Genomic DNA, 21,401 nt, shown 5'->3' on the forward strand with positions numbered 1-21,401 from the left:
TATTCGCCCCAGAGGCCCGATGGCGATCCCCGGGGGTCTCGCCGGGCCTGAGCGGGCTACTGGGCCACAAGTGGTGCGTGTGCCGCCTGAAAACCGACCGTGGGTGTGGCCCTGAAGGCGTTGACAGCCCTGTCCGCGATAACTTGGGCGTCACTTCCGGAATCAAGGATCGTGTTCCGGGCTGATTCGGGATCGACCATGACGGCTGTAACGGCGAGGGCGTCCGAAGCCTCGGTTGTCAACAGGGCGTCCACCTGAGCTTCGAAAGCGGATCCGCTGGACGTGGCGTGAACGTCCATCGCCACCACGTGGTTGTTGGAGACGAAGTTGCCACCCCCGGCGATCAGCCGGATGATGACGGGCGTCGCACCGGTCGGTCGGATGCTTTGTGAGTCGATGATCTCGGAGAAGTGGTTGCCGATGACAGAGTTGTTGCTGCCGCTGATACAGAGAAGTCCGTTGAGGTCGTTCAGTCCGTTGTCGACTCCCAGGAAAGGCGTCCAGGGCTCGTGGTCGCGCAGGAAGTGATTCGTAGCCACGAGGTTTTCCGAACTGTTCGCCGCGAGAATCAGCATCCCCGGGTAGAACGAATGCAAACGGTTGTTGGTGACGCTTGAACGCGTGACGCCGTCCAGATGGACGCTGCTCGCGCCACGGGGGAAGACGTTGTTCGCGGTTATCAGGAGCCCGCCATGGTTCTCGGCGTAGATCGAGTGGCCCTTGGGCCCTGCTCCGACCAGGTTGTCGGTGATCTTCGATGCCTGTCCCCACCCGCGCAGCTCGATGCAGCTTCCGCATTCGGCGATGAAGTTGTCGTGAACGGAAAGCGCGTCCGCGTTGTAGATGGTGAGAGCGTTCTCTAGGTAGACGAACCCCATGCCGTTTACGCGGAATGAGTCATTGGCGTTCGCGACATAGATGCCGGTCTTGCCGTTGACGTAGGTGTTCTCGGGGTGCATCCCCGAGCCATCCGGGGCGAAGTGCAACCCGTCGATGCAGAAGTTGGAGAACTCGACCGAGCTGATCCGCGGGCTTCCGCTTCGTTCAACATAGAACGCGGCTCCCTTGGATTCCTCTCCGTCTCCGCCGGGGGGAAGATCGACGAGAATGCGGCTCCCTCCAGGCCATAGCTCATGCAGGTCGGGCCATTCGTCTTCGGGGACGTTGAACCGGATGCTCGATGACGTAAAGCCGTGTCCCGAGCCGTGGATCCTGAGGAAGCTGACGTCGATCACCACCTGCGTACGAAGGCGGTAGTCTCCGGGCGGAATGTAGATCACCGCGCCTGGCTTTCCTCCATTGTTCGCATCGGTGGCGGTCTGCCGGTCCTTGATATCGGCGATGATGCTGTTGATTACTTCACCGACGTCCTCGGACGGATTGCCGACCGGCCACGTCGTCACGTCGTAGTAGTTGTTGCTTAACATAGGTTCTTCCCTTAGTGCTGTGGCTTCTCAGCCCTTGACGGCGCCGAGCGTCATGCCTGCGACGATCTTGCGCTGCAAGAGAAGAGTGAGAAGGATGACGGGGATCGAGTAGACCGCCGCGAGGGCTGTCATGGATCCCCAGTCCAGTCCGAACTGGGTCTGGAAGTTTGCGATGACCACGGGGGTGGTCTGGGACCGGACGGCGGTCATAAGCAACGCGAACAGGAACTCGTTCCAGGAGGCGAGGAAGGCGAAGATCGCCGTCACTGCGATGCCTCCGGAGACCACCGGGATGACCACCCGCCACAGGGCTCCGAGCCGGCTGCAGCCATCCACGGTAGCTGCTTCCTCCAGGTCCTGTGGGACGGCCTCGAAGAAGCTGGACATGAGCCAGATGGAGAGCGGCAGCGAGATGGTTGTGTGCGCGATGGACAGTGCGATCGGGGTGTCGGCCAGGCCGACCGAGGCCATCATGGACGCCAACGGGATGCCGATGGCGACCGGGGGGACCATGCGGGTGACGAGCGCAGCCATGATGAACACCCTGCCACTGGCTGTTTTGTAGCGTGTGATGCCGTAGGCCGCCGGGACGGCCAGGACGAGGGACAGCAGGGTGCTGATGACGGCGGTCTGGATGCTGTTGATGAACGACGCCGGCACTCCATTGCGGCCCAGGGCGTTGATGTAGTTATCCAGCGTCCATTCCTTGGGGAGGATGGTCGGCGGCACGGCAATGGTGTCGATCGGCGTCTTGAAGGACGTGAACAGCAGGTAGAGGAACGGGAAGCCGTAGAGGACGAGCGCCGCGGCGAGGAGGATCCACAGGATGGTCCTGGTGCTGCGCTTGCCGGCTTCGAGTCCTTCACGATTGACGCCGCGGCGCCTGCGGCCTCCGCCGGCCGACGCCGGTTCCGTGGTGGTCTGAGGCGCAGTCGCTGTTCGGCTTGGCATGGTGCTCTCCGTTTGGTGCGGTGCCGGCGCATTGCGGTCTGCGATGCCGGCGTGGCGTGGCCGGTCGGGGACGGCGGCCGCCAGCATGCCGCCGTCGTCGGGGGTCTGGACCGAGCTCATCAGGTGTCCTTTCCTGGCCGCCAGATGGTGGTTACGGCGACGAAGGCGATGGTGAGCATGGCCAACAGGTAGATGGTGCCCATGGCGCTTGCCAGGCCTGGGTCGCCGAAGCGGATCATCGTCCGGTAGATGAGCAGGCTCATGGTTTCGGAGGCGGATTGTGGTCCGCCGTTGGTCTGGATGAGGATGGTGTCAAAAGCCCGTGCTGCGTCGATGCCGCGGACCACCAGCGCCACGGCGATGACCGGCCGGAGCAGCGGAAGAATGATCCGGAAAAGCAGCGACGGCGCACGGGCGCCGTCGAGCCTGGCCGCCTCGATGAGGTCTCCCGGGATGTTCTGCAGGCCCGCGAACAGCACAAGGCACATGAACGACGTCGTGAGCCAGATGTCCGGGACGGCGACCGAGAACAGGACGATGTCCGGGTTCGACAGCCAGCCGATCTGGTTTGGATCCTTCAGGATGCCGGCCTGGCTCAGCAGGGTGCCGAGCAAACCGAAGTTATCGATCATGAGGAACTTCCACAGCAGGCCGGCCACGATCGGGGCAATCATGAGTGGATACAGGAACATGGTCCGCCAGACCTGGGATTTCCGGCCCAAGGTCGTGAACAGCAGGGCCATGCCCAGGCCCAGGGTGAACTCGAGGGTCACCACCATCAGGGTGTAAGCGAGGGTCCGCCATCCTGCACCGATGAAGGCCTCCGAGGTGAAGGCCCGGACGTAGTTGTCCAGGCCCACGAAGTCACGGGGGCCCCCGACGATCGGGGAAATTTTGAAGAAGCTGTCCGTGACCAACCGGAACAATGGGTAGGCAACAAAGACTGCGAGGAACAACGCCGCCGGGGTCATCAGGTAAAGGGCGAAGCGGCGATCTGGGATGCGCACGGGATTCTCTTCCGCTGGTTGGGGCCGCGGCCGGCAACGCCATGGGCTGCTGCCGGCCGCGGAGTCTTACTTAAGGAGGGCCTGGATCTTGGACTTGGCGTCCGCCAGCAAAGTCGTGCTGTCTCCGCCGGCAACGGCCTTCTGAAGCATCGGAACCAGTACGGTGTCGACGATCTGCTGCCACTTTGCTGTTGCCGGACGGGTTGCCGTCGCGGGAGCGTTGAGTGTTTCGATCAGCGGTTTGAAGCTCTCGTAGCCGGGCTGGTCCTGGTACTTCTGGAAGGCGGAGACCCGTGCTGCTAGGCCAAGGCTTGACTGGATGGCCAGGTCATTGTGGTCGAAGGCGCATTTGACGAACTTCTTCGCGGCGTCCGTGTTCTTGGTGGCCTTGGGTACCGAGAGGTACCAGGGGCCGGGAACACCGGCAACACCGGCGGACCCGCCGATCATCGGGGCCGTTCCGACCTTGCCGTAGACCGGGGAGTCCTTGGGGATCTGCCGGTACGCATGGGCCCAGAACTGGGTCATGGCTGTTTTGCCCTGGTTGAAGAGGTTCTGGGCGGCCGCCCAGTCGACCTGGGCCGCGCCGGCCGGGGCGTCCTTGACAAGGCTGGTGTAGAAATCCAACGCTTGTTTGTGGGCCGCATTGTCGATCACGACGTTGTTGTTGCTGTCCATGACCATCGGCGATCCGGCCTGGAGCACGTGGGCAAGGTACTCGGTTTCAACGCCGCCCTTGACGTCCGTGCCATACATACCGTCCTTGGTGAAGAAGGCGGAGATGTCCTGGTACTGCTGCCAGGTCTTCGGCGCGGCGAGGTCGTAACCGTACTTGGCCTTGAAATCGGCCTTGTTCTTGGCGTCCTCAAAGAGGTCCTTGCGGTAGAGGACTATCTCGGCGTTGGTCCACGCCGGCATTCCAATGAAATGGCCATCGACGTTGGCTTCCTTGACCAGTGAAGGGAAGATGTCCTTCTTTGCCTCGTCCGTGAAGAGCTCATCGATGGGCTGCAGGGCGTCCTTGAAACTGGGCAGCCACACGGAGTCAAGAGCCGCAACATCGAAGGAGACAGTGCCGGAGGAGAATTCGCTGGAGAGACGGTTGAAGAGGCCATCGTATGGGAGTTCGACGAAGTTGACGTTGACCCCGGTGTCCTTCTTGCACTGGTCGGCGATGGGCTGCAGTTCTGCATGGCCGCCTGCCTCCACGAGGACGTTGATGGAACTGCCGGCGGCGCCCCCGGACGTCGCCGGGCCCCCTGCGCCGCATGCGGTCGCGGCCAGGATTACCGCGGTTGAAAGGCTGCCGAGGGCGGCAAGCCTGGAGATTGTTTTTCGAGAGGACATCGCTGTCGACTCCCTTTCTCGGGAACGGAATACGAAGACGGGATAGGATGAAAAACCGTTTTGCCAAAACGACTTGGCAACAGATTACGCGCAGGGCGCGGAGGGTGTCAAGGGTCACAAATCATTGGTAGACGCCGTCGGATGTGCCAAAAACTTCTGCCTGAATTTTGGCGTTGACAGCCGTCATCCCGTACTCCTAGTGTCATCTCTGGTGAGCCTAAACGGTTTGGCACATCAGTTGTGACATTAGTCCACGTGGGACATTAGCCGTTTCCCGGGAACAAAAGCGTGATGCCGCCGAGGCGGATGACAAGGACAGTCAAGCTTGGGCGGCCGACCCGGCAGCGCCCGATTCTGAACAGCAGCAGTCTTATCTCACAGAGGAGAACCCGTGGTAACTGGCAACAATCTAGAAAAAGCGAATCCAAGCCGCCGCCGGCTGATCGGCGCGGGAGCCGCCGGAACGCTTGCGGCTGCCTTGACCCTTGGAGCAACGCAGAATGCTAATGCGGCCGACGGCCAGCAAGGCGCACCCCTCAATTCGCCCAACACGTACGACGTAACCACCTGGAGGATCAAGGCGCACCCGGACGTCACCGCGCAGTCCGACCTCGGGGCGGTCATCAACGACATCATCGCCGACATCAAGCAGCGGCAGTCGTCCCCGGACGCGCGTCCCGGAGCCGCGATCATCATCCCTCCGGGCGACTACGACCTGCACACCCAGGTCGTCGTCGATGTGAGCTACCTGACCATCGCCGGCTTCGGGCATGGCTTCTTCTCCCGAAGCATCCTCGACAACTCGAACCCGACGGGATGGCAGAACCTCCAGCCCGGAGCCAGCCACATCCGCGTCCTGACCTCTCCGAGCGCGCCCCAGGCATTCCTCGTCAAGCGGGCGGGGGATCCGCGTCTTTCAGGAATCGTATTCCGGGACTTCTGCCTCGACGGAGTCGGTTTCACCCCCGACAAGAACAGCTACCACAACGGCAAGACCGGAATCGAAGTCGCCTCCGATAACGACTCCTTCCACATCACCGGCATGGGATTCGTCTACCTCGAACATGCCCTGATCGTGCGCGGCGCGGACGCGCTCCGCGTCAACGACAACATGATCGCCGAATGCGGCAACTGCGTCGAGCTCACCGGGGCCGGGCAGGCGACAATTGTCAGCGGCAATCACATGGGCGCCGGTCCTGACGGGGTCACGCTTCTGGCGGAGAACCACGAGGGCCTCCTCGTCACGGGCAACAATCTCTTCCCCCGGGGCCGCAGCCTCATCGAATTCACAGGCTGCAACCGGTGCTCGGTCACTTCGAACAGGCTCCAGGGCTTCTACCCGGGCATGCTCCGCCTGCTGAACGGCTGCAAGGAAAACCTGATCACGGCGAACCACATCCGCCGGACCAACGAGGGGTACCCGCCGTTCATCGGCCGCGGCAACGGCCTCGACGACCTTTACGGCGTCGTCCACGTCGCGGGAGACAACAACCTCATCTCGGACAACCTCTTCGCCTACAACGTCCCGCCCGGCAACATCGCCCCCGCCGGCGCCCAACCGACCCAGATCCTGATCGCCGGCGGGGACGCCAACGTCGTCGCGCTCAACCACGTGGTCAGCGACGTCGCTTCCCAGCACGTCGTTCTCGACGCATCGACCACCCACTCGAAAGTGCTCGACAGCGGGACAGCCTCCCAGATCACCTCCTACAGCCCGGACACGGCAATACGTCCGACCCCCTGACAGACCAACGCGCCAGGAGCGCGTCCCGAGGCCGGGTCTCCGTCCTCGGGGCGCGCTCCCACGCATTGATCTGCTCCTCCAACGTGTCCCGACTTCCGGAAAGGAGCATCATGATTCACGGAAACCACGCCTCTACTTCACCAACTGGTACGCGCGTCGTTATGACCGGTGCCGGCGGGAACATGGGCCGTGGCCTCGCCCCACGACTCCTAGCCGCTGGATACCAGTTGACCCTGTCCGACCGTAAACCCGTCGACGGCCTCGATGCCGAAGCACGTTTCGCTGCCGCGGACGTCCAGACAGGAGAGGGTCTCCAGGCCGTGATGGTCGACGCTGACATTCTCGTGCACCTGCCGGCCCTGCACGGCATCCACGTCGTCGATCACATTGAAAGGGAATTCTGGGACCTCAATGTAAATGGCACATTCCGCACCCTGCAAGCAGCCATCGACGCCGGTGTCCGGAAAGTGGTCTGGCTCTCCTCGCAGGCTTGGCATGAGCCGAACGACGTCTACGGATTCACGAAAGTCATCGGCGAGCAGCTTCTGGACTATCACCGCGTGCGCCACGGCATCTCATATGTTGCCGTCCGTCCTGCTTCGCTGGTCCCCTGGACAGACTGGGCCCGTGACTATGGTCGCGGCCTGCTCTACGAACGCGTAGATCGCAATGACGTGCTCGACGCAATCGTGTCGTCGGTGGACTATGTGGCATCAAACGACAACGGTCTGGTGTTGGATGCCCTCCATCCGGACGCAGTCCCAGCCGCAGACCTGGCCGAGTGGAAACTTGACCCAATTGGCACCGCAGACCGCCTTTTCCCCGGGGCCCGGGCCATAGTCCAACGGTTCGGCCTGGACATCTCAGCACCCCCCGTAAAGCCAAGCAAGCTCGGCTGGACCGAGACAGGCTACGCACCGAGCCGTGACTTCGGAACGTGGATCGATCAGGTCACCGGACTCAGCGACGATCAGGTGAAAGCACGAACCAGCAACTACTAAACGTCATCAAGACGAGGGTGGTACACCGACACACTAGCCTTGCAGGGCAAGGCTAGTGCACCCTTGCGCCCAGCGCGAGAAGGAGCATCGGCGCAGTACACGCCATTCGGACCCTCGGGCCTCACCATCAGCCGCATCACGATAGGCGGCGCTAGGTGCGGTGGGAGGGGTCCCAAGCTGATTGTCGGAATGCCCGATTAACAGTCGGCGGGGGAGTTCACAGGACAGAATCGGGGTGTGTGCAACATACACACTTTGTCCGTCGGACTGGCCCTCGGGCACAGTGTTTCCGCAGGTCAGAGGGGGTTTTCGCTTTAACGTGTGTACAAAGCTTGTGTTGGCGTCCCTCTGGCGATAAGTTCGCGGGCTGTGGCCTGGCCGCCGCTGCCGCTCCAACGCCGAGACGGGACCTCATGCGGGAGGCGTTCCCGATATTCCGGCAGCGGAGGCTGTACTCAGGACTGAGCCCTGTAACGAGCGTGAGATCTGCCCGGTAAGCCAAATAGTAGACGGGCGGCGGCCACGGCACACCTGTATCCTGACAATGCAGGTTGAATGGTTCCAGCGGCCATCAACCAAGCTCGGTTCGCGGCCGGATGACGGTCCGGAAACTTGGGCCGTAGCCATCCACGTTGTCGAATCACCGCCGCAATCGTCAGCCTCCGATCGGCCTCCGGACTCTTGGAATGGATCTTTATCACTACCGACAAGCCAGCTCCCGTGGGAATCCCGACGCCGGCCCTCAAACCCGAGCGCAGAGCTACGGTGGTTGAGCGTGCCCTTGTGACATGGGCCGAGGCTGGTGAGAGCATGACCGCGCCATGGCGTTCGGCGAACGGCAGGCCGGCGTCGACGCGCGTTGAAGTGGTCTCCGACTCTCTCACGGCCGATGATGCGAACCGGATGGCGTCACAGGGGATCGCGATGCTCTGGCACGGTGACTTCCACAACGCACGGCAGATCCTCAACGCCATGGACCGACGGATAGGCGCCGGAAAGAAAGAGATCGCATCAACTCCGGCCGACAAGTTCTATCGGCACCGCCAGTCCCGCTCGCACCGCGCACGCATTCTCGGCCTTCTACTGATTCCTCTTGATCCGGGCCCGGTGGTGCCGCTGCGCCGCGCACCGGACATTCGGCAGGCCGCCGCTGAAGCGTACGGTGATATCGGCGAATCTTCCATTGTGTCCCTGCATGAGCTTGTCGGGGCCATTGGCGCCCACGAGTGGCGGCGTAATGGCGTCTACGTCGATGCCCTGCAGGGCCGCATCCACCCGCACTATGGCACGTTCTTCCCCACCCGGAGCGAGTATGTGGATCTCGTGGCCGCCGCTGCGCTGCCCTCTGACACGCTGGCGTTCGACGTCGGAACCGGCACGGGTGTACTCGCTGCCGTCCTCGCGCGCCGTGGCGTCCACCGCGTGGTGGCCACGGACAATGAACCGCGTGCAATCGCCTGCGCCGCCGAGAATTTCCGGAACCTCGGTGTCGAGGACCGTGCTGAGGCCGTCCTGACCGACATGTTCCCGCCGGGGCGGGCACCCCTCATCGTGTGCAACCCGCCTTGGATTCCGGCCACGCCGCACTCCACCCTGGACAACGCCGTCTACGACCCCGGGAGCAGGATGCTGTTCCGCTTCCTGGACGGACTCTCCGACCATCTGGAGCCGGGCGGTGAGGCCTGGCTTGTTCTCTCCGACCTGGCCGAACACCTTGGCCTACGGACGCGTGACGATCTGCTGACCGCCATCACGGCGGCTGGGCTGAAGGTGGTGGAACGGCTCGATACCAAGCCAACGCATCCGAAGGCATCGGACCGTGACGATCCCCTGTTCGAGGAGCGCACGGCCGAGGTGACGTCGCTGTGGCGGCTTGTTCGCCGATAGTCCGGTGCGATAGGGCGTAACCCTCGGGGACCTCGACCGCAACCATCGGCTGCGCCTCTTTGCCTCCGGCATCAAGCGGCTGGCCTGTTCCTGAGGGCCCTCCCCGACAGCCGAAGCCGCGTAGTCAACACGATGGCCATGCGGGCCGCCGTTGTCCGCCGTGATCGCCTCGCGAACCATTCCCGCACCTTCTGTACCAGCCACCCCCGGTACCCGTGGCTCGTCTCCCCGAACCGATGCTGCCATCGTAGAAAGCTGGGTCGAGGAAGGGAGGTCTGGAGAGTGCCGAGGTCGCTGCGGTGATTGCCTTCCCGGCTTTACCGGCGTCGTCGACGGCGGGATGCTTCAGATGGGTCCTCACGCCGGATCGTACGTCGTTGGCAGCGAGTGGCCGGAGGGGTATTCGCCGTGGCTTAGCTCTGACCGGATGCGTGCTCTATGCAATATGGAGTCCAAGGCCTCGCCTCCAGGCGACCCTCCGCGATGGGCTTGCCGCACACGGCGCACAATCCGTAACTCCCGTTGGCAATCCGCAGCAAAGCGGCCTCGATCTGCTCTAGGCCCGCCCGGCTCTGCTCCATGAGTGCGGAAGCCTGGGAAAGTTCGAAGGCGATCGTGCTCCCTTCCGGATCGTGTTCGTCGTCGACGTTCGCGTCCTGCCTGGCTTCGTTTACCGAAGTGATGTCCCCAAGCAGGGCTTTCAAGAGCGCAACCTTGCGGTCACGTTCCTCCTCAAGGAGTACTCGGAACCGGTTCGCATCGACCATGGGATGAAAGGCTACCGCACAGTTGAGCTCCCAGGCTGGTTGTCGTAGTTCGGGTCCGTAGTGCAAAATCCGGCGCGGGGTGTCGGTGTTTGGGATCCGGTGTCGGGAGCCAGGCCGCGAGCTCGTGGGACCGCTCTGACAACTGGGAGTACCGCGACTCGGCAGCGCACAGGCGCCAGGGAATGCCCAACGTGTGGTCGATTGTAGACCGTGACGCCTACTGCGGGTCGCGCCGGACTTCAGCTGGCGTCCATCCCAGGGCTGGACCGAGTTTGCTGGCGATGTCGGTGAGGATCTGGATGTAATCCTCGTGGTCGAAGCTGAAGGGCAGCGCAAACGCCACCTCGTCGACTTCCTGAAATCCCGCGTGTGCGTATAGCTGCTCGGCGATCTCGTCGCTGGTACCGATGAGGTCCGCCGCGAACAGCATGCCCCTTCCCCCCTGCGGCGCCCGTGTGCGGGGAGTGCGTTCATCAACATACCGCTGGTATTTCTCCCGCTGACCCGGCGAAGCCGAATCAGTTGGGATCACCACCAGGCCCTGCGACACACGGGCCTGTCCGTGCGCCTGGGCTGACGTTTCAGCGGCTTCACGGAAGGCACGAATCTGCGCCTGTTGGATTCGGGCAAAGTCCGGTTCCTGATCCGCTTCCGGAAAGATGACGCTGCTGGAGAGCAGATTGAAGCCGTTTGCCCCGGCCCAGACGGCCGACTTCCTGCTGGCCGCCCCATACCAAAGGCGATCCCGGAGCCCGGCAGAGTGCGGCTCGACGCGGTTGGAGAATTCCTCGACTACACCCTGCCTGCCGGAAAAGTCCCGCACCCTTTCCCCCGCGATCAGACGGGCAAATCGGTTCAGGCGCCCGTAGCTGAAATCCTCTAACTCGGAGGAATCCGGGTACAGCTCGTGCTTCACTGTGTCGTAGTGCATCGGTTCACCCACGCTCAGCCCCGGATTGATGCGTCCCCCGGCGAGCAGATCCACGGTGGCCAGGTCTTCGGCAAGGCGCAAGGGGTTTTCCCAGCCCAGCGGGGTTACGGCGGTTCCAAGCTCGATCCGTGAGGTGCGCTGGCTGGCGGCGGCCATCATCGCGACGGGGGAGGAGATTCCGAACTGCAGATGACGGTGCCGCAGCCAAGCGCTGTCGAATCCGAGGCCTTCGCCAAGTTCGATGATCTGCAGAGTGGATTCGTGGCCCGAGGCGGGATCCGCCGGATCGAACAGGCCGATAGTGAGGAATCCAAGTTTGCGTAATGGACGTGAGGTTTCGGGCATGGCTTCCTTCAGGATCGGATAGAGCTGGTCTCAGAATATGCGCCGGGACCTGCAGGTTCTTCCGACAATGGCGGGAGGTTACCCCTCGTGTCGGCTGAGGTGAGATCATGCTGGCCGAGAAGGTCTCAGTACAGTCCCTCTGTACGGGTTGTGTGACGGCTGTCTTCTTGGCAGTAAGGGTTTCCGCCCCCGAAGCGGGCTCGGGCGACTGCTCGTCTCGATGTCGGAGATGGTGATCCAAACGCGGGGCCGGGTTGAGGCGGTTTCTGGAGGGCTGGTCTGGGAGATTATTCGTTCGGTTCGAGGGTAGCGGCTGCGTCGTCGGCGTTGGTGATGTTGAGCCTACGGAGGAGCCGGGCGATGTCGAGGGCGTCCTTGTCGCGCTCGGCGGCGATTTTCATCGCCAGGAGCGTTTCGGTGTCCGCGGCCTGGATCGTCAGCCCGTCGAGTTGTTCCAGGGTCACCCAGGTGGCGTTGTCCGGGACGAACGCTGCCGCGGTGGAGTTCAGCCAATCCGGCGCAAGATCGTAGTCCTCGGCCATCTCGGTGACGACCGTGTTGACCGTGGCGGGGTCGGCGTAGCTGGCGTCGATGTCGGCGGTGGGGCGGTTGCTGATTCCTTGGAGGATGAGCGCAGCACCTCCGACGAGTTTGACGTCGCCGCGGACACCTCGGGCCTGCAGGCGTCGGCCGAGTTCGTGGAGGAGAGCGCGGATTTGATTAGCGGTGAGTTCCCCGCCGCTCATGCGGTGGCTAGGCTGCGTTCGCGGATGAAGACGTTCAGGGCGGCGAGTTCGGCTGGGGTTTCGGACATGGTGAGTTTCTTCATGGGTTCCCTGACGTTCCGGTATGACTCGGCCGGCATCCATGCCTCGTTGAGGGGCTTGACGCGTCTGGTCCAGGACGGGGCGGGTTGGCCGAGTCGGTGTGCGGTGTAGTTGGTGATCCCGGCCAGGGCCGCGGACCAGTGCGGGTCCTTGAGCCGGGGGCTGCGTTGGAGCAGGGGCCGTCCGGCGTTGAGGGAGGCGGTGGCGTAGTCGGCGAGCATCTTGATGGCGAATTCGAAGTCCCGTGAGCCGATGAGCTGGGCGAAGGTTTCGGCGTAGTCCCGCCGTGCCGGGTCGTAGTCGCTGCCGCGGGGCATAGGGTCGGTGGCGGTCAGGTTCAATCCGAGGGCGTGGAGGACGGCCATGGTCTTGCCGAGTTCGGCCCGTTCGTGGCCGGCCTCGAGGTCAACAAGGAACTTCCGTGAAACACCACTCGCCTGTGCAAGCGACTGTTGTGAAAGGCCGCGTTCCTGTCGCCGGGCGCGGATGATCGCTCCGGCCGCCGCGGGCGTGTCAATGCTTGCCGTGTTCGTCAAACGTCTTCCTTCACGATTTCATTATGTCACCGAATGGTGACAGCAGTGACCTGTCGAACTTGTCTGTCAGCAAACTAAATTGCTTGATGCGTTGATATCAACGGGCATCGATATGAACCGGACTCTTCCAGAAGACAGCATCCGTCGGGCGGGTCAGTCAGCGGATGAGGCGCACGCCTCCATACCGGACAGTGTCCGGCGAGGGCCCGAGTTGGACCCTCATCGTCACGGACTCGGTCATGATGTCAGCCGGAGCGGTGTGGAAATCCATTAACAGCCAGAAATAGCTTAGGTCCGTTATCGCGGCCGGCCAGACCGTGAATTCCTTCTCCGCCAGGGGGGTCCGCCGGGGTTTGGGCGCTGCTGTTGAGGATGTGGTCCACGGCGGCTGGTCCTGTCGTGCGCAGGCCGTGGAAGACTCTCTTTTTGCTCTTCCCGTTGTTTTCCGTGCGAAGGCCGGCGAGGCGCAGGGCGGTGCGGAAGGCGTGGTCGTGGAGGGGGATTTTGCGGTTCAGGGAGCACGAGCTGACGTAGAGCCCGTAGAGCGCGTCGGCGTTGATCCCTGACTCGCTTGGGTCATCGTGAACAATGCATTCCTGGAGGAACTGGCTGATCTGTGGAGGGGTCATGGTGTGCTCCGGGGAACGGTTTTCAGGGTTGGGTTCCGTAGATGAATTCCTTGGCGTGTGCGACGGCTTTTCGGAAGGCGTCGTTGCGCAGGCTGGCTTGCCCGGGGTTTTTGGGGTCGGTTTCGAGGTAGTTTGTGTAGCCGGGCCGCAGGATCCAGATGTCGCCGGCCGGGGGTAGGTAGAACACGGCGAAGGAGCGGTGCTGGGGGTCTTCGGTCCAGATGGGGACGACCGCGACTGCGGCGCCGGTGTCCGGGTTGATCCATTGGGCCCGGGGGGTGGGTTGTTCGTGGGTTTCGGGGTCCAGGAACGGGGCTGTTCCTTTGCCCCACCGTTTTTCGAAGCGTTCGTAGAACGCGGGCATCAGTTGGTTGTCGTAGGGTCGCCAGGCACTCATGGGGGCTCCTTGGGCTGGTGTGGTTTTCCGGCTCTCAGCGCCTGATCTGCAGGATGAGCGTGTAGCGGGTTGGCGGATATGACGGTTGCCGGAGCGGCGTTCCCGGGGACCGTCGGGCGGGCGGCTCCCAGATGACCGGTCCGATCAGCAGCGCCGTGGCGGGAGGCAACTGCCTTGGGATCCGAACGGGGCCGGGGCGTTGCGGCGTGGCGTTCGCGGCTGGACGCGGGTGCTCCCGGTCGTAGGCGCCCCGCTTTTCCGGGTTGCCGAGGATGGCGTAGGCGGCCATGATGTCCCGGAGCTCCTGCAGCTCTTTTTGGGTCTTCGTCTCCGGTTCCGTCGGGCCGGGGCCGGTGGGGTGTTCGCGGGCCGCCCGGGTGTCGGGGTGCCGGCTGCGGATGAGCGTGCGGTAGGCGCGGGTCACCTCGCGTGCCGTGGCGGTGGGGGCGATCTGCAGGGTCTCGTAAAGGTCGGGGCCGTTGTTCCTCATGGTTGGCGGTGGTGTGTGTTTTGGATGCGGGGTGTTTCCGTGGGCGGGGATGGTCCCCGGCCTGTTCGGCCGGGGACCATCGTTGCGGGAGTCATCCTCGGGGCCTCATCCATCCGTGCGCTGGCTGCGCTGTGGCGTGGTCTGTGAACCCGACCGCCCTCTTTGCATGGTGGGCCGCTGTGGTGCTCCCGGTCCGGGAGGGTGCGCCGGCGGTCAGGCGTTGATTTCCTGGCGCTGTTTTCCGGTGGTTTCGATTTCGATGCGGCGCGGTTTTGCTTTTTCCGCGACCGGGATGCGCAGGGTCAGGACGCCGGCGTCGTAGTTTGCTTTGACGCCTTCGGTGTCCAGCGCGTCGCCGAGGATGAGCTGGCGGCTGAAGATGCCGCGGGGCCGTTCGGAGGCGATCAGTTCCGTGTCCTCGCCGACGGGGTCCGGGCGTTCGGCCTTGACGGTCAGGACGTTGCGTTCGACGTCGATGTCCACCGAGTCCACGTTGACTCCGGGCAGATCGAAGGCGACCACGAAGTCCTCGCCTTCCCGCCAGGCGTCCATGGGCATGGCCGCCGGCCGGGCTGTGGTGCCGAGTACCTGTTCGGCGAGCCGGTCGAGTTCACGGAAGGGGTCCGTTCGCATCAGCATGGTGTGTCACTCCTTGCAGATCGCAGTTTTTTGTTGTCAACCCAGCTGATCTATGGTGGCTGGTATATATTTCTTATAGCACTGCATATGGGTCAGGGCAAGCCTGATTTTCGAAGGATTTTGGAGGTGCCCGATGGGGCAGGCCGGGGACCGGGGGAGGGGCGTGTATGCGATTTCCGTTGCGGCCGCACTGGTGGGAACGGGTCAGCAGAACCTGCGCCTCTACGAACGCAAGGGCCTGCTGGAACCGGGCAGGACCCTGGGCGGGACCCGCCAGTACAGCGAGAACGACCTTGTGACCTTGCGGCGGATCGGGGAGCTTCTGGAATCGGGCTTGAACCTGGCCGGCATCCGGATGGTCCTGGTCCTGGAGGCCGACAACCGGCGCCTCGAGGCGGAACTCAAGTCCGCAAACGCCGCGCCGGACCGGGCCCGGCCGGAATAAGGCGGAACCGATCGCCGTCAGCTATTGAACTCTCGATGGGCGATGCTTCCTCGGCCTGCCGGTCCCGGCTCCCCGGCCCGTCATTAGTTTCTTGAGCACAGGTTCGTCCTTGCTCTGATTCAGATGGGCCGGGTGCGGTGACTGATCTGTTTGATGGTCTGCTTCGATCTAGGCGGTCAAGCCGGCGATCGAGTTATGGACGAGTGCGCACAGGCCGAAGAGGGCATGGACCTGCTAGTCCCGTGATTTTGCGGCGGAGGTGACCCCGACATACACAAGCCGGCGTTCGGAAGCGTCGGACGCATCTTGAAAGGGAGTCGCGACGATGTAGCCTTCCGTCACTCCGAATTGGGACCCGAATCTCGGGATGCTCGGCATAACCTGTGGGTACCGTTGTCGCCGTCCGGATGGGCTCTGCTTCTTCTTGCCAAGGCAACCCGTCCAGACTCGTACTTGGCCGGTCCGGGGTTCGTTAGTTGTTGGCTGCGGCATAGAGGTTCAGGCTGGCGGAAAACACGATCCAGGAAATATAAGGCAGCATGAGCAGTCCTGCTGTTGTGTTAATGGGACCGAAGAGGATGACGGTGGCTGTCGCGGCCAGGGCCAGTGCGGCGATCAGGAGTAGGGCCAGCCATAGTGCGGTGTCGCCCCATGCGGGGTACATGCCGAAAAAGGTGGGTGCCCACGCCAGATTGAGCGCCATTTGGATACCGTACGCGGTCATGGCTGCGCGGGTCTTGGCCGATCGTCGGCGCCAGACCAGCCACGAAGCTACGGCCATCGCCGTGTACAGCACCGCCCAGACCGAGCCGAAAACCCAGCCCGGGGGCGTCCAGGGCGCTTTGTTGGCCGCTGCGTACCAGCCGGAGGCATTCCCAAGGATGGCCACGGACCCCAGGAAAGACACCGTGTAGGAGAGAACCAGAAATCCCAAAAGTGCCGTGATTTGGCGCCCGAGTCCCGTTCTGGCCGTCGCTATGGGCCCGCTCGTCTGTTGGAGTTCAGCCGACACTTGGTCCACCTTGTTCGATCGAGGGTTGGACTTACAGTCTGGCAGGCTGCCGGCTTAACGGGGTGGTCCCATGTCTCATCGTCGGGTTCGCCGTTTCGGCTGTGGTTCCTCCGCCTCCTCGCGGGGCACCCCGGAGCGCGTTCGGCAGGCGGCTCGAATTCGCGGCGAGCTTGTGAAAAAACGTGCCATATCCGGGCACCAAGGTTTTGCCGGGCATCGTAGGGGCCTGTATTTGCCGGGTTGGATGTGGTCGGCGCGGCCAAGTGTCGATTCCCTCGAAGACGACAGGGCCGAACACGCCCACCGCGGCTGGGAACGGTTCCTGTGGCTGATCTAGGCGACCGGGTTATTCGTCACGATGCTGCTGATCTGGTACACGACCACCCGCTGACAATCTGCGCTCACGCAGAAGAAACCGATGAAGGCGGTCTGCATCCAGACCCTGCGTTCCTTTCCCCGGGTTAGTTGACTGTCATCCGAACGATTGGCTCTACTTCCTGCGATCGTCAGTGACTCCACGGAGGGGACGAAACAGGCTCATCAGACCGGCCCCAACAACCCACGATCTCACCACCAAGAATCCAGCGCGTCCTGACCTCCTCGTCCTCCCCGCCGCGCGGAATGCAGGCCCGCGCGCGCGCTGGTTACCCGAGAAGGTTTGGTTAGCTCGTGGAAGCGAACGGCCGGCGTCCACGGCAAGCCGAAGAAACTTCCGTAAGGGTGCATCCGGGGATGGTCTTCGGCCGGTAGTAAGGGTGTAAGCAAAACCACCGCCCCCACTCGGGCCCCTTTGAGGAGTTGGAAATGCGCAAGAAAATCTTTGCAGCCGCCGGAGCAATGACGCTGCTGGCATCGCTGGCCTTGGCCGTCCCGGCCCAGGCCAGCACGTGGCATCACCACGACGACGGGACAGCAAAATTGTCCGTCCTTCACGGCGTCCCTGGCCTTACGGTGGACGTCTGGGTCGACGGCAAGCGGGCCCTGGACAACTTCAAGCCGGGCATGCTGGCGGGCCCGTTGACCGTCCCCGACGGCGACCACAAGATTGCTATTACCGGCGCCGACGCCACGAGCGCCGATAACCCTGTGATCGGCCCCGTGACGGTCGACCTGGAAGCAGGCCGGGACTACACGGCGGTCGCGCATCTGGCCGCTGACGGCACCCCGACGGCCACGCTCTTCACCAATGACACCTCGGCCAGCCCTGATGGAAAGGGCAAGCTGACCGTCAGGCACGTCGCTGCGGCGCCCGCCGTCGATGTCCTGGCCGGCGGGACCGCTGTCATCAAGGGACTGACCAACCCGCATCAAAAGGCTCTGACCCTTAATGCCGGGACCGTCTCCGCTTCGGTCGCCGCCGCCGGAACCACCGCCCCGCTGATCGGTCCCGCCGATGTCAAGGTCGCGGAGGGGAAGAACACGATCGTCTACGCCTGGGGAAGCCTCGCCGAGAACAACCTCGGAGTTGCCGTGCAGGTGGTGGACTCCTCATCGCGCGGACGCGACAACAACCACGAGGAGTAGACGTCCGGAGCGCCCGCTGCCATCCCGTTCCCACTGCCGGTTGGGGCCCGTCGACCACGGCCCCAACCGGCATGTGTTCCGTGGCATCCCGGGCGGCGGGCGCCGTTCGGCTATGGCGGAGCCACGATGGTCGGGGCATAATGTGCTTCAACAGGACCCGTTGCCGTTCAAAGGAACACCCGATGGAGGCTGCCGCAACGCATGATTGGGACGCCGGTCTCGATCACGCGTTTGCCGGTGGCGACGAACGCATCCTCGCGGAGGCGTACCGCCGGTTTGGTCCGTTGGTTTACACGCTGGCGCTGCGAACCTTGGGAGAGCGTGCCGCGGCCGACGACGTCACCCAGGAGGTCTTCATCCGGGCTTGGAAATCACGGACCAGTTATCGCCCCGAGGCGGCACGACTGCCCGCTTGGCTGATCGGCATCGCCCGCAATGCCATCTCCGATGCCTTGTCTGCTCGCTCCCGCCAGCGCCATCTCGAACAAGCAGCGATTCTCCTGGTTGTTGACCCCGTCCCCGGCCCCGATGCCGGGGACGTCGAAGAAGTCGCCGACCGCCTGACCCTTGAGGAAGAACTGGAACATCTAGGGGATCCGCAGCAGGAAATAATGCGGCTGGCATTTTACGAAGACCTGACCCACGACCAGATCTCTTCGCGCCTGAATCTTCCGCTCGGTACCGTCAAAAGCCACATCCGGCGCAGCCTCACCCGGTTGCGCACCCGGCTGGAGGTGGAACATGGAACACCTTGACGCCGAGCTTCTCAGTCTGATTGCCCTCGGGGAGCCCCTGGCCACAGACTCCGACGCAGACCACCTCGCAAGCTGTCCCACATGCAGCGAAACCCTCCGGGGCCTGCAGCACGCCGTTCACATCGCCACCCTCGATCCGGCGGGCATCGACCTGGAGGAACCAGGCAGCCAGAACTGGACCGCCATCCATCAAGCCCTCGGCCTCTCACCGAGCCTCGCGGCAGATCCCCTGAGCCGCCAGGCCGGCCGGGACCCGTCCCCGGCCATCGGGCCGGCCACGCCCGACGCGCCATCGAAACACGGCAACGGATCTGAGGGGGCACCGGTTCCGCTACGGTCCAAAGACCGCCGTGCCCGTCCCGGGCTCTGGATTGCCGTGGCCGCCGGCATCGTCCTCGGCACGGCTGCCGGGTGGGCCGCCGCCGGAGCCCTCCGGGACACCGGAATCCCGGCCCCCGTGTCCACCGAGTCGGCTCCTGCAACCGTCATCCTGGCCCAAACAACCCTGTCCCCGCTGCCCGCGCACACCGGTAGCGGAGACGCACGCGTGGAGCAACTCCCCGATGGGACCCGCCGGCTCGTGGTCAGGCTCTCCAACGACCACATCGCGGGATTCCGTGGAGTTTGGGTCGGCTCTGCCGACTTGTCCAAAATGGTCAGCCTGGGCGTCCTCGCCAATGACTCCGGCAGCTTCGCCATCCCGGCAGGGATTGATCTGGCCCAGTACCCCATTGTCGATGTCTCCGACCAGCTGTACAACGGAGATCCGGCCCACTCCGCCGACAGCATCGCCCGCGGAAAGCTCAAGCCGAAAAGCTGACCCCTACGGCCCCGTCCTGGCGCAGCGAGAAGATTCCGGGGAGGGCAATCTCCTATGCTTTATGGTCAAGCGGCTTGGGAGTCTTTGCATGATCGAGGGTTCCGTTTTTGAGCATGGCCAAGAGAACGATTCAGCGGCGCCGGGCCACACAGATGACGGCGGCGTTGTGCTTCTTGCCTTGGGGGTGTTTCCGGTCGTAGTGGGCCTTGGACGATGGTCGCGGCATGAGCCTATCTAGGTAGATCTGAGGAGTGCCTTCTTGAGTTGTTTGCTTCCCGAGCCATCCGCGATATCCAGCACCATGAGGAGTCCACCATCAGGAGTCCACGATCAGGACCGAACTCTCACACGAGACCCTCTCCAAAATCACCGACGACGTGCTCGATGAACTTACAGCTCTGGAAGCGCCGGTCCCTTGAGCCGATCCTCTATCTGGACGCGATCGTGGTACCGATCTTCAGCTGGCGCGTCGTTGGACTTCCGGACAAGCCGTCGTCCGCAGATACTCCGGTGACCCCACATAGGAAGCAGGCTTACTATTCTCGGGGTATGCCGGACTTAAATGACTGGACAACTCCACGGCTGCTCTCCACTGCCGCGCGATTGGTCGAGCATGCCTGGAATGAGGAGCTTGCCGTCCTGGGCCTGACCCATGCGGGGGTCATAGCGCTGGAAGTTCTCGATGCGGAAGGGTCCATGGTGCAGGCCCGGCTTTCAGCCAAAGTCCGGGTGCAGGCGCAAACCATGGGACAGACACTTTCGAGGCTCGAGGCGCACGGGCACATTACCCGGGAACGAAGTCGCGTGGACGGGCGCTCGCAGCGGGTGGCTGTTTCCGAGTTGGGCAAAACGGCCCTTGCCCAGGCTCGGACGCTTGCCCGGAATCTGGCTCCCGGCGTCGATATCGGTGTGGAGGAACTGCGCGACATGCTGATAGCCGTTATCCGCCGACTCGGGTCTGCCCGCTGGGGCGGAGAGATGCCGGAGGCCGGAGCAACAGCAAAAAAATCAAGAATCTGCCCGAGCAGGGCTAATGCGCCAGCGCTATGAATAGCCGGCAAGCCGCGGGGCGCCTTCGGTACTGCGAAGCGGTCCCCGCCACGGGGCCTCACCGATTCTTCGACCGGCACCGGCAACCTTCGTCTGCCTCTTTTGGCCTCGATTGGATAAAGAGAACGCCGTGGAGTTCGAGCGCGAATTCGAGACCCGGGAGGCTGGCGGCTACCTACCAATCTTCACCATCCTCAGGAACCTCATGGCCTGGGCAACGCCGCGGGAGTAGCGTGATGCCATGACGGCGCAGCAGCCTTACCAGATTGTGCGAAGCTACGACGATTTTGAGGTTCGAAGGTATCCCGAACACCTACTGGCCGAGGTCCTTGTCGAAGGCACTTTTGAAGACTCCGGCAACCGTGCGTTCCGCTACCTGTTTGCCTATATCAGCGGAGAGAACCGCTCCAAACAGAAAGTGGCGATGACTGCGCCGGTGGTTCAGGACTCAGCTCCAGAAAAGATCGCGATGACTGCCCCGGTCGTGCGGCAGGGAATCGAAAGGCAGCCGGGTGAGACAGGAGAGCCAAAATTCCGGGTTGCTTTTGTTCTGCCGGAAGGTTTCACTATCGAGAACGCACCCGTCCCCACCGACCCGAACGTGCACTTGCGGACAGTTCCCCAGAGCCTTGCAGCGGCAATCCGTTACAGCGGGCGCTGGAGCGCGGTGAGCTATCAGCGGCATCTTGAGAAGCTGAACAGTGCTTTGCGGGCGGCTGGGCTCACCCCTGCCGGGACTCCGCGGTCCGCGCGGTTTGATCCACCGTTCAAGCCATGGTTCATGCGACGCAACGAGATAGTGATTGACCTGGAGACCCCTAGCTGAGTCGGTCAGGGGAATATGGCTCTTCGTTCAGGGCCTTGGCGCCG

General features: G+C 63.3%; 22 protein-coding genes and 1 pseudogene. 10 read left to right on the forward strand and 13 right to left on the reverse strand.

Annotation, left to right across the window (positions count from 1 at the left end; translation table 11 throughout):
- Positions 1-56: 56 nt before the first annotated feature.
- From ACSKT0_RS10395 to ACSKT0_RS10410, 4 genes are all read right to left on the reverse strand, one after another.
- Entirely contained in the window at positions 57-1,427 is a 1,371-nt protein-coding gene (locus ACSKT0_RS10395) for a NosD domain-containing protein (protein WP_437773669.1), read from the reverse strand.
- Positions 1,428-1,454: 27 nt separating this feature from the next.
- Positions 1,455-2,378 (reverse strand): carbohydrate ABC transporter permease, encoded by a 924-nt coding sequence (locus ACSKT0_RS10400; RefSeq protein WP_437774009.1) that lies wholly within the window; start codon positions 2,376-2,378, stop codon positions 1,455-1,457.
- 119 nt (positions 2,379-2,497) lie between these two features.
- On the reverse strand, positions 2,498-3,385 hold the full coding sequence (locus tag ACSKT0_RS10405; protein WP_437773670.1) for a carbohydrate ABC transporter permease: 888 nt from the start codon (positions 3,383-3,385) through the stop codon (positions 2,498-2,500).
- A 66-nt stretch (positions 3,386-3,451) separates the two neighbouring features.
- Positions 3,452-4,732 carry an ABC transporter substrate-binding protein gene (locus ACSKT0_RS10410; protein WP_437773671.1) on the reverse strand — a complete coding sequence of 427 codons (1,281 nt, stop codon included), beginning with the start codon at positions 4,730-4,732 and terminating at the stop codon, positions 3,452-3,454.
- Positions 4,733-5,123: 391 nt separating this feature from the next.
- On the opposite strand from ACSKT0_RS10410, the gene ACSKT0_RS10415 reads away from it, so the two are divergent.
- The 3 genes from ACSKT0_RS10415 to ACSKT0_RS10425 all read left to right on the forward strand — a co-directional run bounded on the left by ACSKT0_RS10415 (position 5,124) and on the right by ACSKT0_RS10425 (position 9,364).
- Positions 5,124-6,476, forward strand: a complete 1,353-nt coding sequence (locus ACSKT0_RS10415) for a NosD domain-containing protein (RefSeq protein WP_437773672.1) — start codon at positions 5,124-5,126, stop codon at positions 6,474-6,476.
- Between the two features lie 110 nt (positions 6,477-6,586).
- Entirely contained in the window at positions 6,587-7,477 is an 891-nt protein-coding gene (locus tag ACSKT0_RS10420) for an NAD-dependent epimerase/dehydratase family protein (RefSeq protein WP_437773673.1), read from the forward strand.
- An 810-nt stretch (positions 7,478-8,287) separates the two neighbouring features.
- Positions 8,288-9,364, forward strand: a complete 1,077-nt coding sequence (locus ACSKT0_RS10425) for a methyltransferase (RefSeq protein WP_437774010.1) — start codon at positions 8,288-8,290, stop codon at positions 9,362-9,364.
- A 413-nt stretch (positions 9,365-9,777) separates the two neighbouring features.
- On the opposite strand, the gene ACSKT0_RS10430 is transcribed toward ACSKT0_RS10425, so the two are convergent.
- The 8 genes from ACSKT0_RS10430 to ACSKT0_RS10465 form a co-directional block, all read right to left on the reverse strand.
- Positions 9,778-10,131 carry a TraR/DksA family transcriptional regulator gene (locus tag ACSKT0_RS10430; RefSeq protein WP_437773674.1) on the reverse strand — a complete coding sequence of 118 codons (354 nt, stop codon included), beginning with the start codon at positions 10,129-10,131 and terminating at the stop codon, positions 9,778-9,780.
- A gap of 217 nt (positions 10,132-10,348) precedes the next feature.
- A complete protein-coding gene (locus tag ACSKT0_RS10435) occupies positions 10,349-11,407 on the reverse strand; it encodes an LLM class flavin-dependent oxidoreductase (protein ID WP_437773675.1) in 1,059 nt (352 codons plus the stop codon).
- 287 nt (positions 11,408-11,694) lie between these two features.
- The gene (locus ACSKT0_RS10440; RefSeq protein WP_437773676.1) at positions 11,695-12,153 is read right to left on the reverse strand and encodes a DUF6036 family nucleotidyltransferase; all 459 of its coding nucleotides are present in this window, start codon (positions 12,151-12,153) and stop codon (positions 11,695-11,697) included.
- Entirely contained in the window at positions 12,150-12,770 is a 621-nt protein-coding gene (locus ACSKT0_RS10445) for a helix-turn-helix domain-containing protein (protein WP_437773677.1), read from the reverse strand. Before ACSKT0_RS10445 ends, ACSKT0_RS10440 begins: the two co-directional genes overlap by 4 nt.
- A gap of 245 nt (positions 12,771-13,015) precedes the next feature.
- Complete coding sequence (locus ACSKT0_RS10450; RefSeq protein ID WP_437773678.1) at positions 13,016-13,399, reverse strand: hypothetical protein; 384 nt, start codon at positions 13,397-13,399, stop codon at positions 13,016-13,018.
- Between the two features lie 22 nt (positions 13,400-13,421).
- Positions 13,422-13,796 carry a hypothetical protein gene (locus ACSKT0_RS10455; RefSeq protein WP_437773679.1) on the reverse strand — a complete coding sequence of 125 codons (375 nt, stop codon included), beginning with the start codon at positions 13,794-13,796 and terminating at the stop codon, positions 13,422-13,424.
- Between the two features lie 34 nt (positions 13,797-13,830).
- Positions 13,831-14,286, reverse strand: coding sequence for a J domain-containing protein (locus ACSKT0_RS10460; RefSeq protein WP_437773680.1), 456 nt, complete (start codon positions 14,284-14,286; stop codon positions 13,831-13,833).
- A 213-nt stretch (positions 14,287-14,499) separates the two neighbouring features.
- Positions 14,500-14,925: an Hsp20/alpha crystallin family protein gene (locus ACSKT0_RS10465; RefSeq protein ID WP_437773681.1), complete on the reverse strand. Its 426-nt coding sequence runs from the start codon at positions 14,923-14,925 to the stop codon at positions 14,500-14,502.
- A 133-nt stretch (positions 14,926-15,058) separates the two neighbouring features.
- Between ACSKT0_RS10465 and ACSKT0_RS10470 the strand changes: the two genes are divergently transcribed.
- On the forward strand, positions 15,059-15,370 hold the full coding sequence (locus ACSKT0_RS10470) for a MerR family transcriptional regulator (protein WP_437773682.1): 312 nt from the start codon (positions 15,059-15,061) through the stop codon (positions 15,368-15,370).
- 472 nt (positions 15,371-15,842) lie between these two features.
- Here the strand turns inward: ACSKT0_RS10470 and ACSKT0_RS10475 are convergent, their stop codons facing one another.
- Complete coding sequence (locus ACSKT0_RS10475; RefSeq protein ID WP_437773683.1) at positions 15,843-16,382, reverse strand: TspO/MBR family protein; 540 nt, start codon at positions 16,380-16,382, stop codon at positions 15,843-15,845.
- Between the two features lie 804 nt (positions 16,383-17,186).
- Here ACSKT0_RS10475 and ACSKT0_RS10480 point away from each other — a divergent pair.
- The 6 genes and pseudogenes from ACSKT0_RS10480 (at position 17,187) to ACSKT0_RS10505 (ending at position 21,357) form a co-directional block, all read left to right on the forward strand.
- Positions 17,187-17,906 (forward strand): DUF4397 domain-containing protein, encoded by a 720-nt coding sequence (locus ACSKT0_RS10480; RefSeq protein WP_437773684.1) that lies wholly within the window; start codon positions 17,187-17,189, stop codon positions 17,904-17,906.
- Between the two features lie 182 nt (positions 17,907-18,088).
- Positions 18,089-18,661 (forward strand): RNA polymerase sigma factor, encoded by a 573-nt coding sequence (locus tag ACSKT0_RS10485; protein ID WP_437773685.1) that lies wholly within the window; start codon positions 18,089-18,091, stop codon positions 18,659-18,661.
- Positions 18,648-19,481, forward strand: coding sequence for an anti-sigma factor (locus ACSKT0_RS10490; protein ID WP_437773686.1), 834 nt, complete (start codon positions 18,648-18,650; stop codon positions 19,479-19,481). The genes ACSKT0_RS10485 and ACSKT0_RS10490 overlap by 14 nt, the downstream gene beginning before the upstream one ends.
- 311 nt (positions 19,482-19,792) lie before the next feature.
- Positions 19,793-19,937 (forward strand): annotated as a pseudogene (locus ACSKT0_RS10495) (transposase); the annotation flags it as partial.
- 240 nt (positions 19,938-20,177) lie between these two features.
- Complete coding sequence (locus tag ACSKT0_RS10500) at positions 20,178-20,531, forward strand: MarR family winged helix-turn-helix transcriptional regulator (protein WP_437774011.1); 354 nt, start codon at positions 20,178-20,180, stop codon at positions 20,529-20,531.
- Positions 20,532-20,772: 241 nt separating this feature from the next.
- A complete protein-coding gene (locus ACSKT0_RS10505) occupies positions 20,773-21,357 on the forward strand; it encodes an SOUL family heme-binding protein (RefSeq protein WP_437773687.1) in 585 nt (194 codons plus the stop codon).
- Positions 21,358-21,401 lie beyond the last annotated feature (44 nt).

The organism is Arthrobacter sp. KNU40 (assembly GCF_051515115.1).
Classification (GTDB): domain Bacteria; phylum Actinomycetota; class Actinomycetes; order Actinomycetales; family Micrococcaceae; genus Arthrobacter.

Bases quoted from the DNA above. Each gene is read 5' to 3' on its own strand.
- ACSKT0_RS10490 (WP_437773686.1), top strand. From the start codon at position 18,648: ATGGAACACCTTGACGCCGAGCTTCTCAGTCTGATTGCCCTCGGGGAG.
- ACSKT0_RS10455 (WP_437773679.1), bottom strand. From the start codon at position 13,796: ATGAGTGCCTGGCGACCCTACGACAACCAACTGATGCCCGCGTTCTAC.
- ACSKT0_RS10440 (WP_437773676.1), bottom strand. From the start codon at position 12,153: ATGAGCGGCGGGGAACTCACCGCTAATCAAATCCGCGCTCTCCTCCAC.
- ACSKT0_RS10460 (WP_437773680.1), bottom strand. From the start codon at position 14,286: ATGAGGAACAACGGCCCCGACCTTTACGAGACCCTGCAGATCGCCCCC.
- ACSKT0_RS10410 (WP_437773671.1), bottom strand. From the start codon at position 4,732: ATGTCCTCTCGAAAAACAATCTCCAGGCTTGCCGCCCTCGGCAGCCTT.
- ACSKT0_RS10430 (WP_437773674.1), bottom strand. From the start codon at position 10,131: ATGGTCGATGCGAACCGGTTCCGAGTACTCCTTGAGGAGGAACGTGAC.
- ACSKT0_RS10425 (WP_437774010.1), top strand. From the start codon at position 8,288: ATGACCGCGCCATGGCGTTCGGCGAACGGCAGGCCGGCGTCGACGCGC.
- ACSKT0_RS10505 (WP_437773687.1), top strand. From the start codon at position 20,773: ATGACGGCGCAGCAGCCTTACCAGATTGTGCGAAGCTACGACGATTTT.
- ACSKT0_RS10500 (WP_437774011.1), top strand. From the start codon at position 20,178: ATGGTGCAGGCCCGGCTTTCAGCCAAAGTCCGGGTGCAGGCGCAAACC.
- ACSKT0_RS10435 (WP_437773675.1), bottom strand. From the start codon at position 11,407: ATGCCCGAAACCTCACGTCCATTACGCAAACTTGGATTCCTCACTATC.
- ACSKT0_RS10480 (WP_437773684.1), top strand. From the start codon at position 17,187: ATGCGCAAGAAAATCTTTGCAGCCGCCGGAGCAATGACGCTGCTGGCA.
- ACSKT0_RS10485 (WP_437773685.1), top strand. From the start codon at position 18,089: ATGGAGGCTGCCGCAACGCATGATTGGGACGCCGGTCTCGATCACGCG.
- ACSKT0_RS10470 (WP_437773682.1), top strand. From the start codon at position 15,059: ATGGGGCAGGCCGGGGACCGGGGGAGGGGCGTGTATGCGATTTCCGTT.
- ACSKT0_RS10420 (WP_437773673.1), top strand. From the start codon at position 6,587: ATGATTCACGGAAACCACGCCTCTACTTCACCAACTGGTACGCGCGTC.
- ACSKT0_RS10450 (WP_437773678.1), bottom strand. From the start codon at position 13,399: ATGACCCCTCCACAGATCAGCCAGTTCCTCCAGGAATGCATTGTTCAC.
- ACSKT0_RS10395 (WP_437773669.1), bottom strand. From the start codon at position 1,427: ATGTTAAGCAACAACTACTACGACGTGACGACGTGGCCGGTCGGCAAT.
- ACSKT0_RS10465 (WP_437773681.1), bottom strand. From the start codon at position 14,925: ATGCTGATGCGAACGGACCCCTTCCGTGAACTCGACCGGCTCGCCGAA.
- ACSKT0_RS10400 (WP_437774009.1), bottom strand. From the start codon at position 2,378: ATGCCAAGCCGAACAGCGACTGCGCCTCAGACCACCACGGAACCGGCG.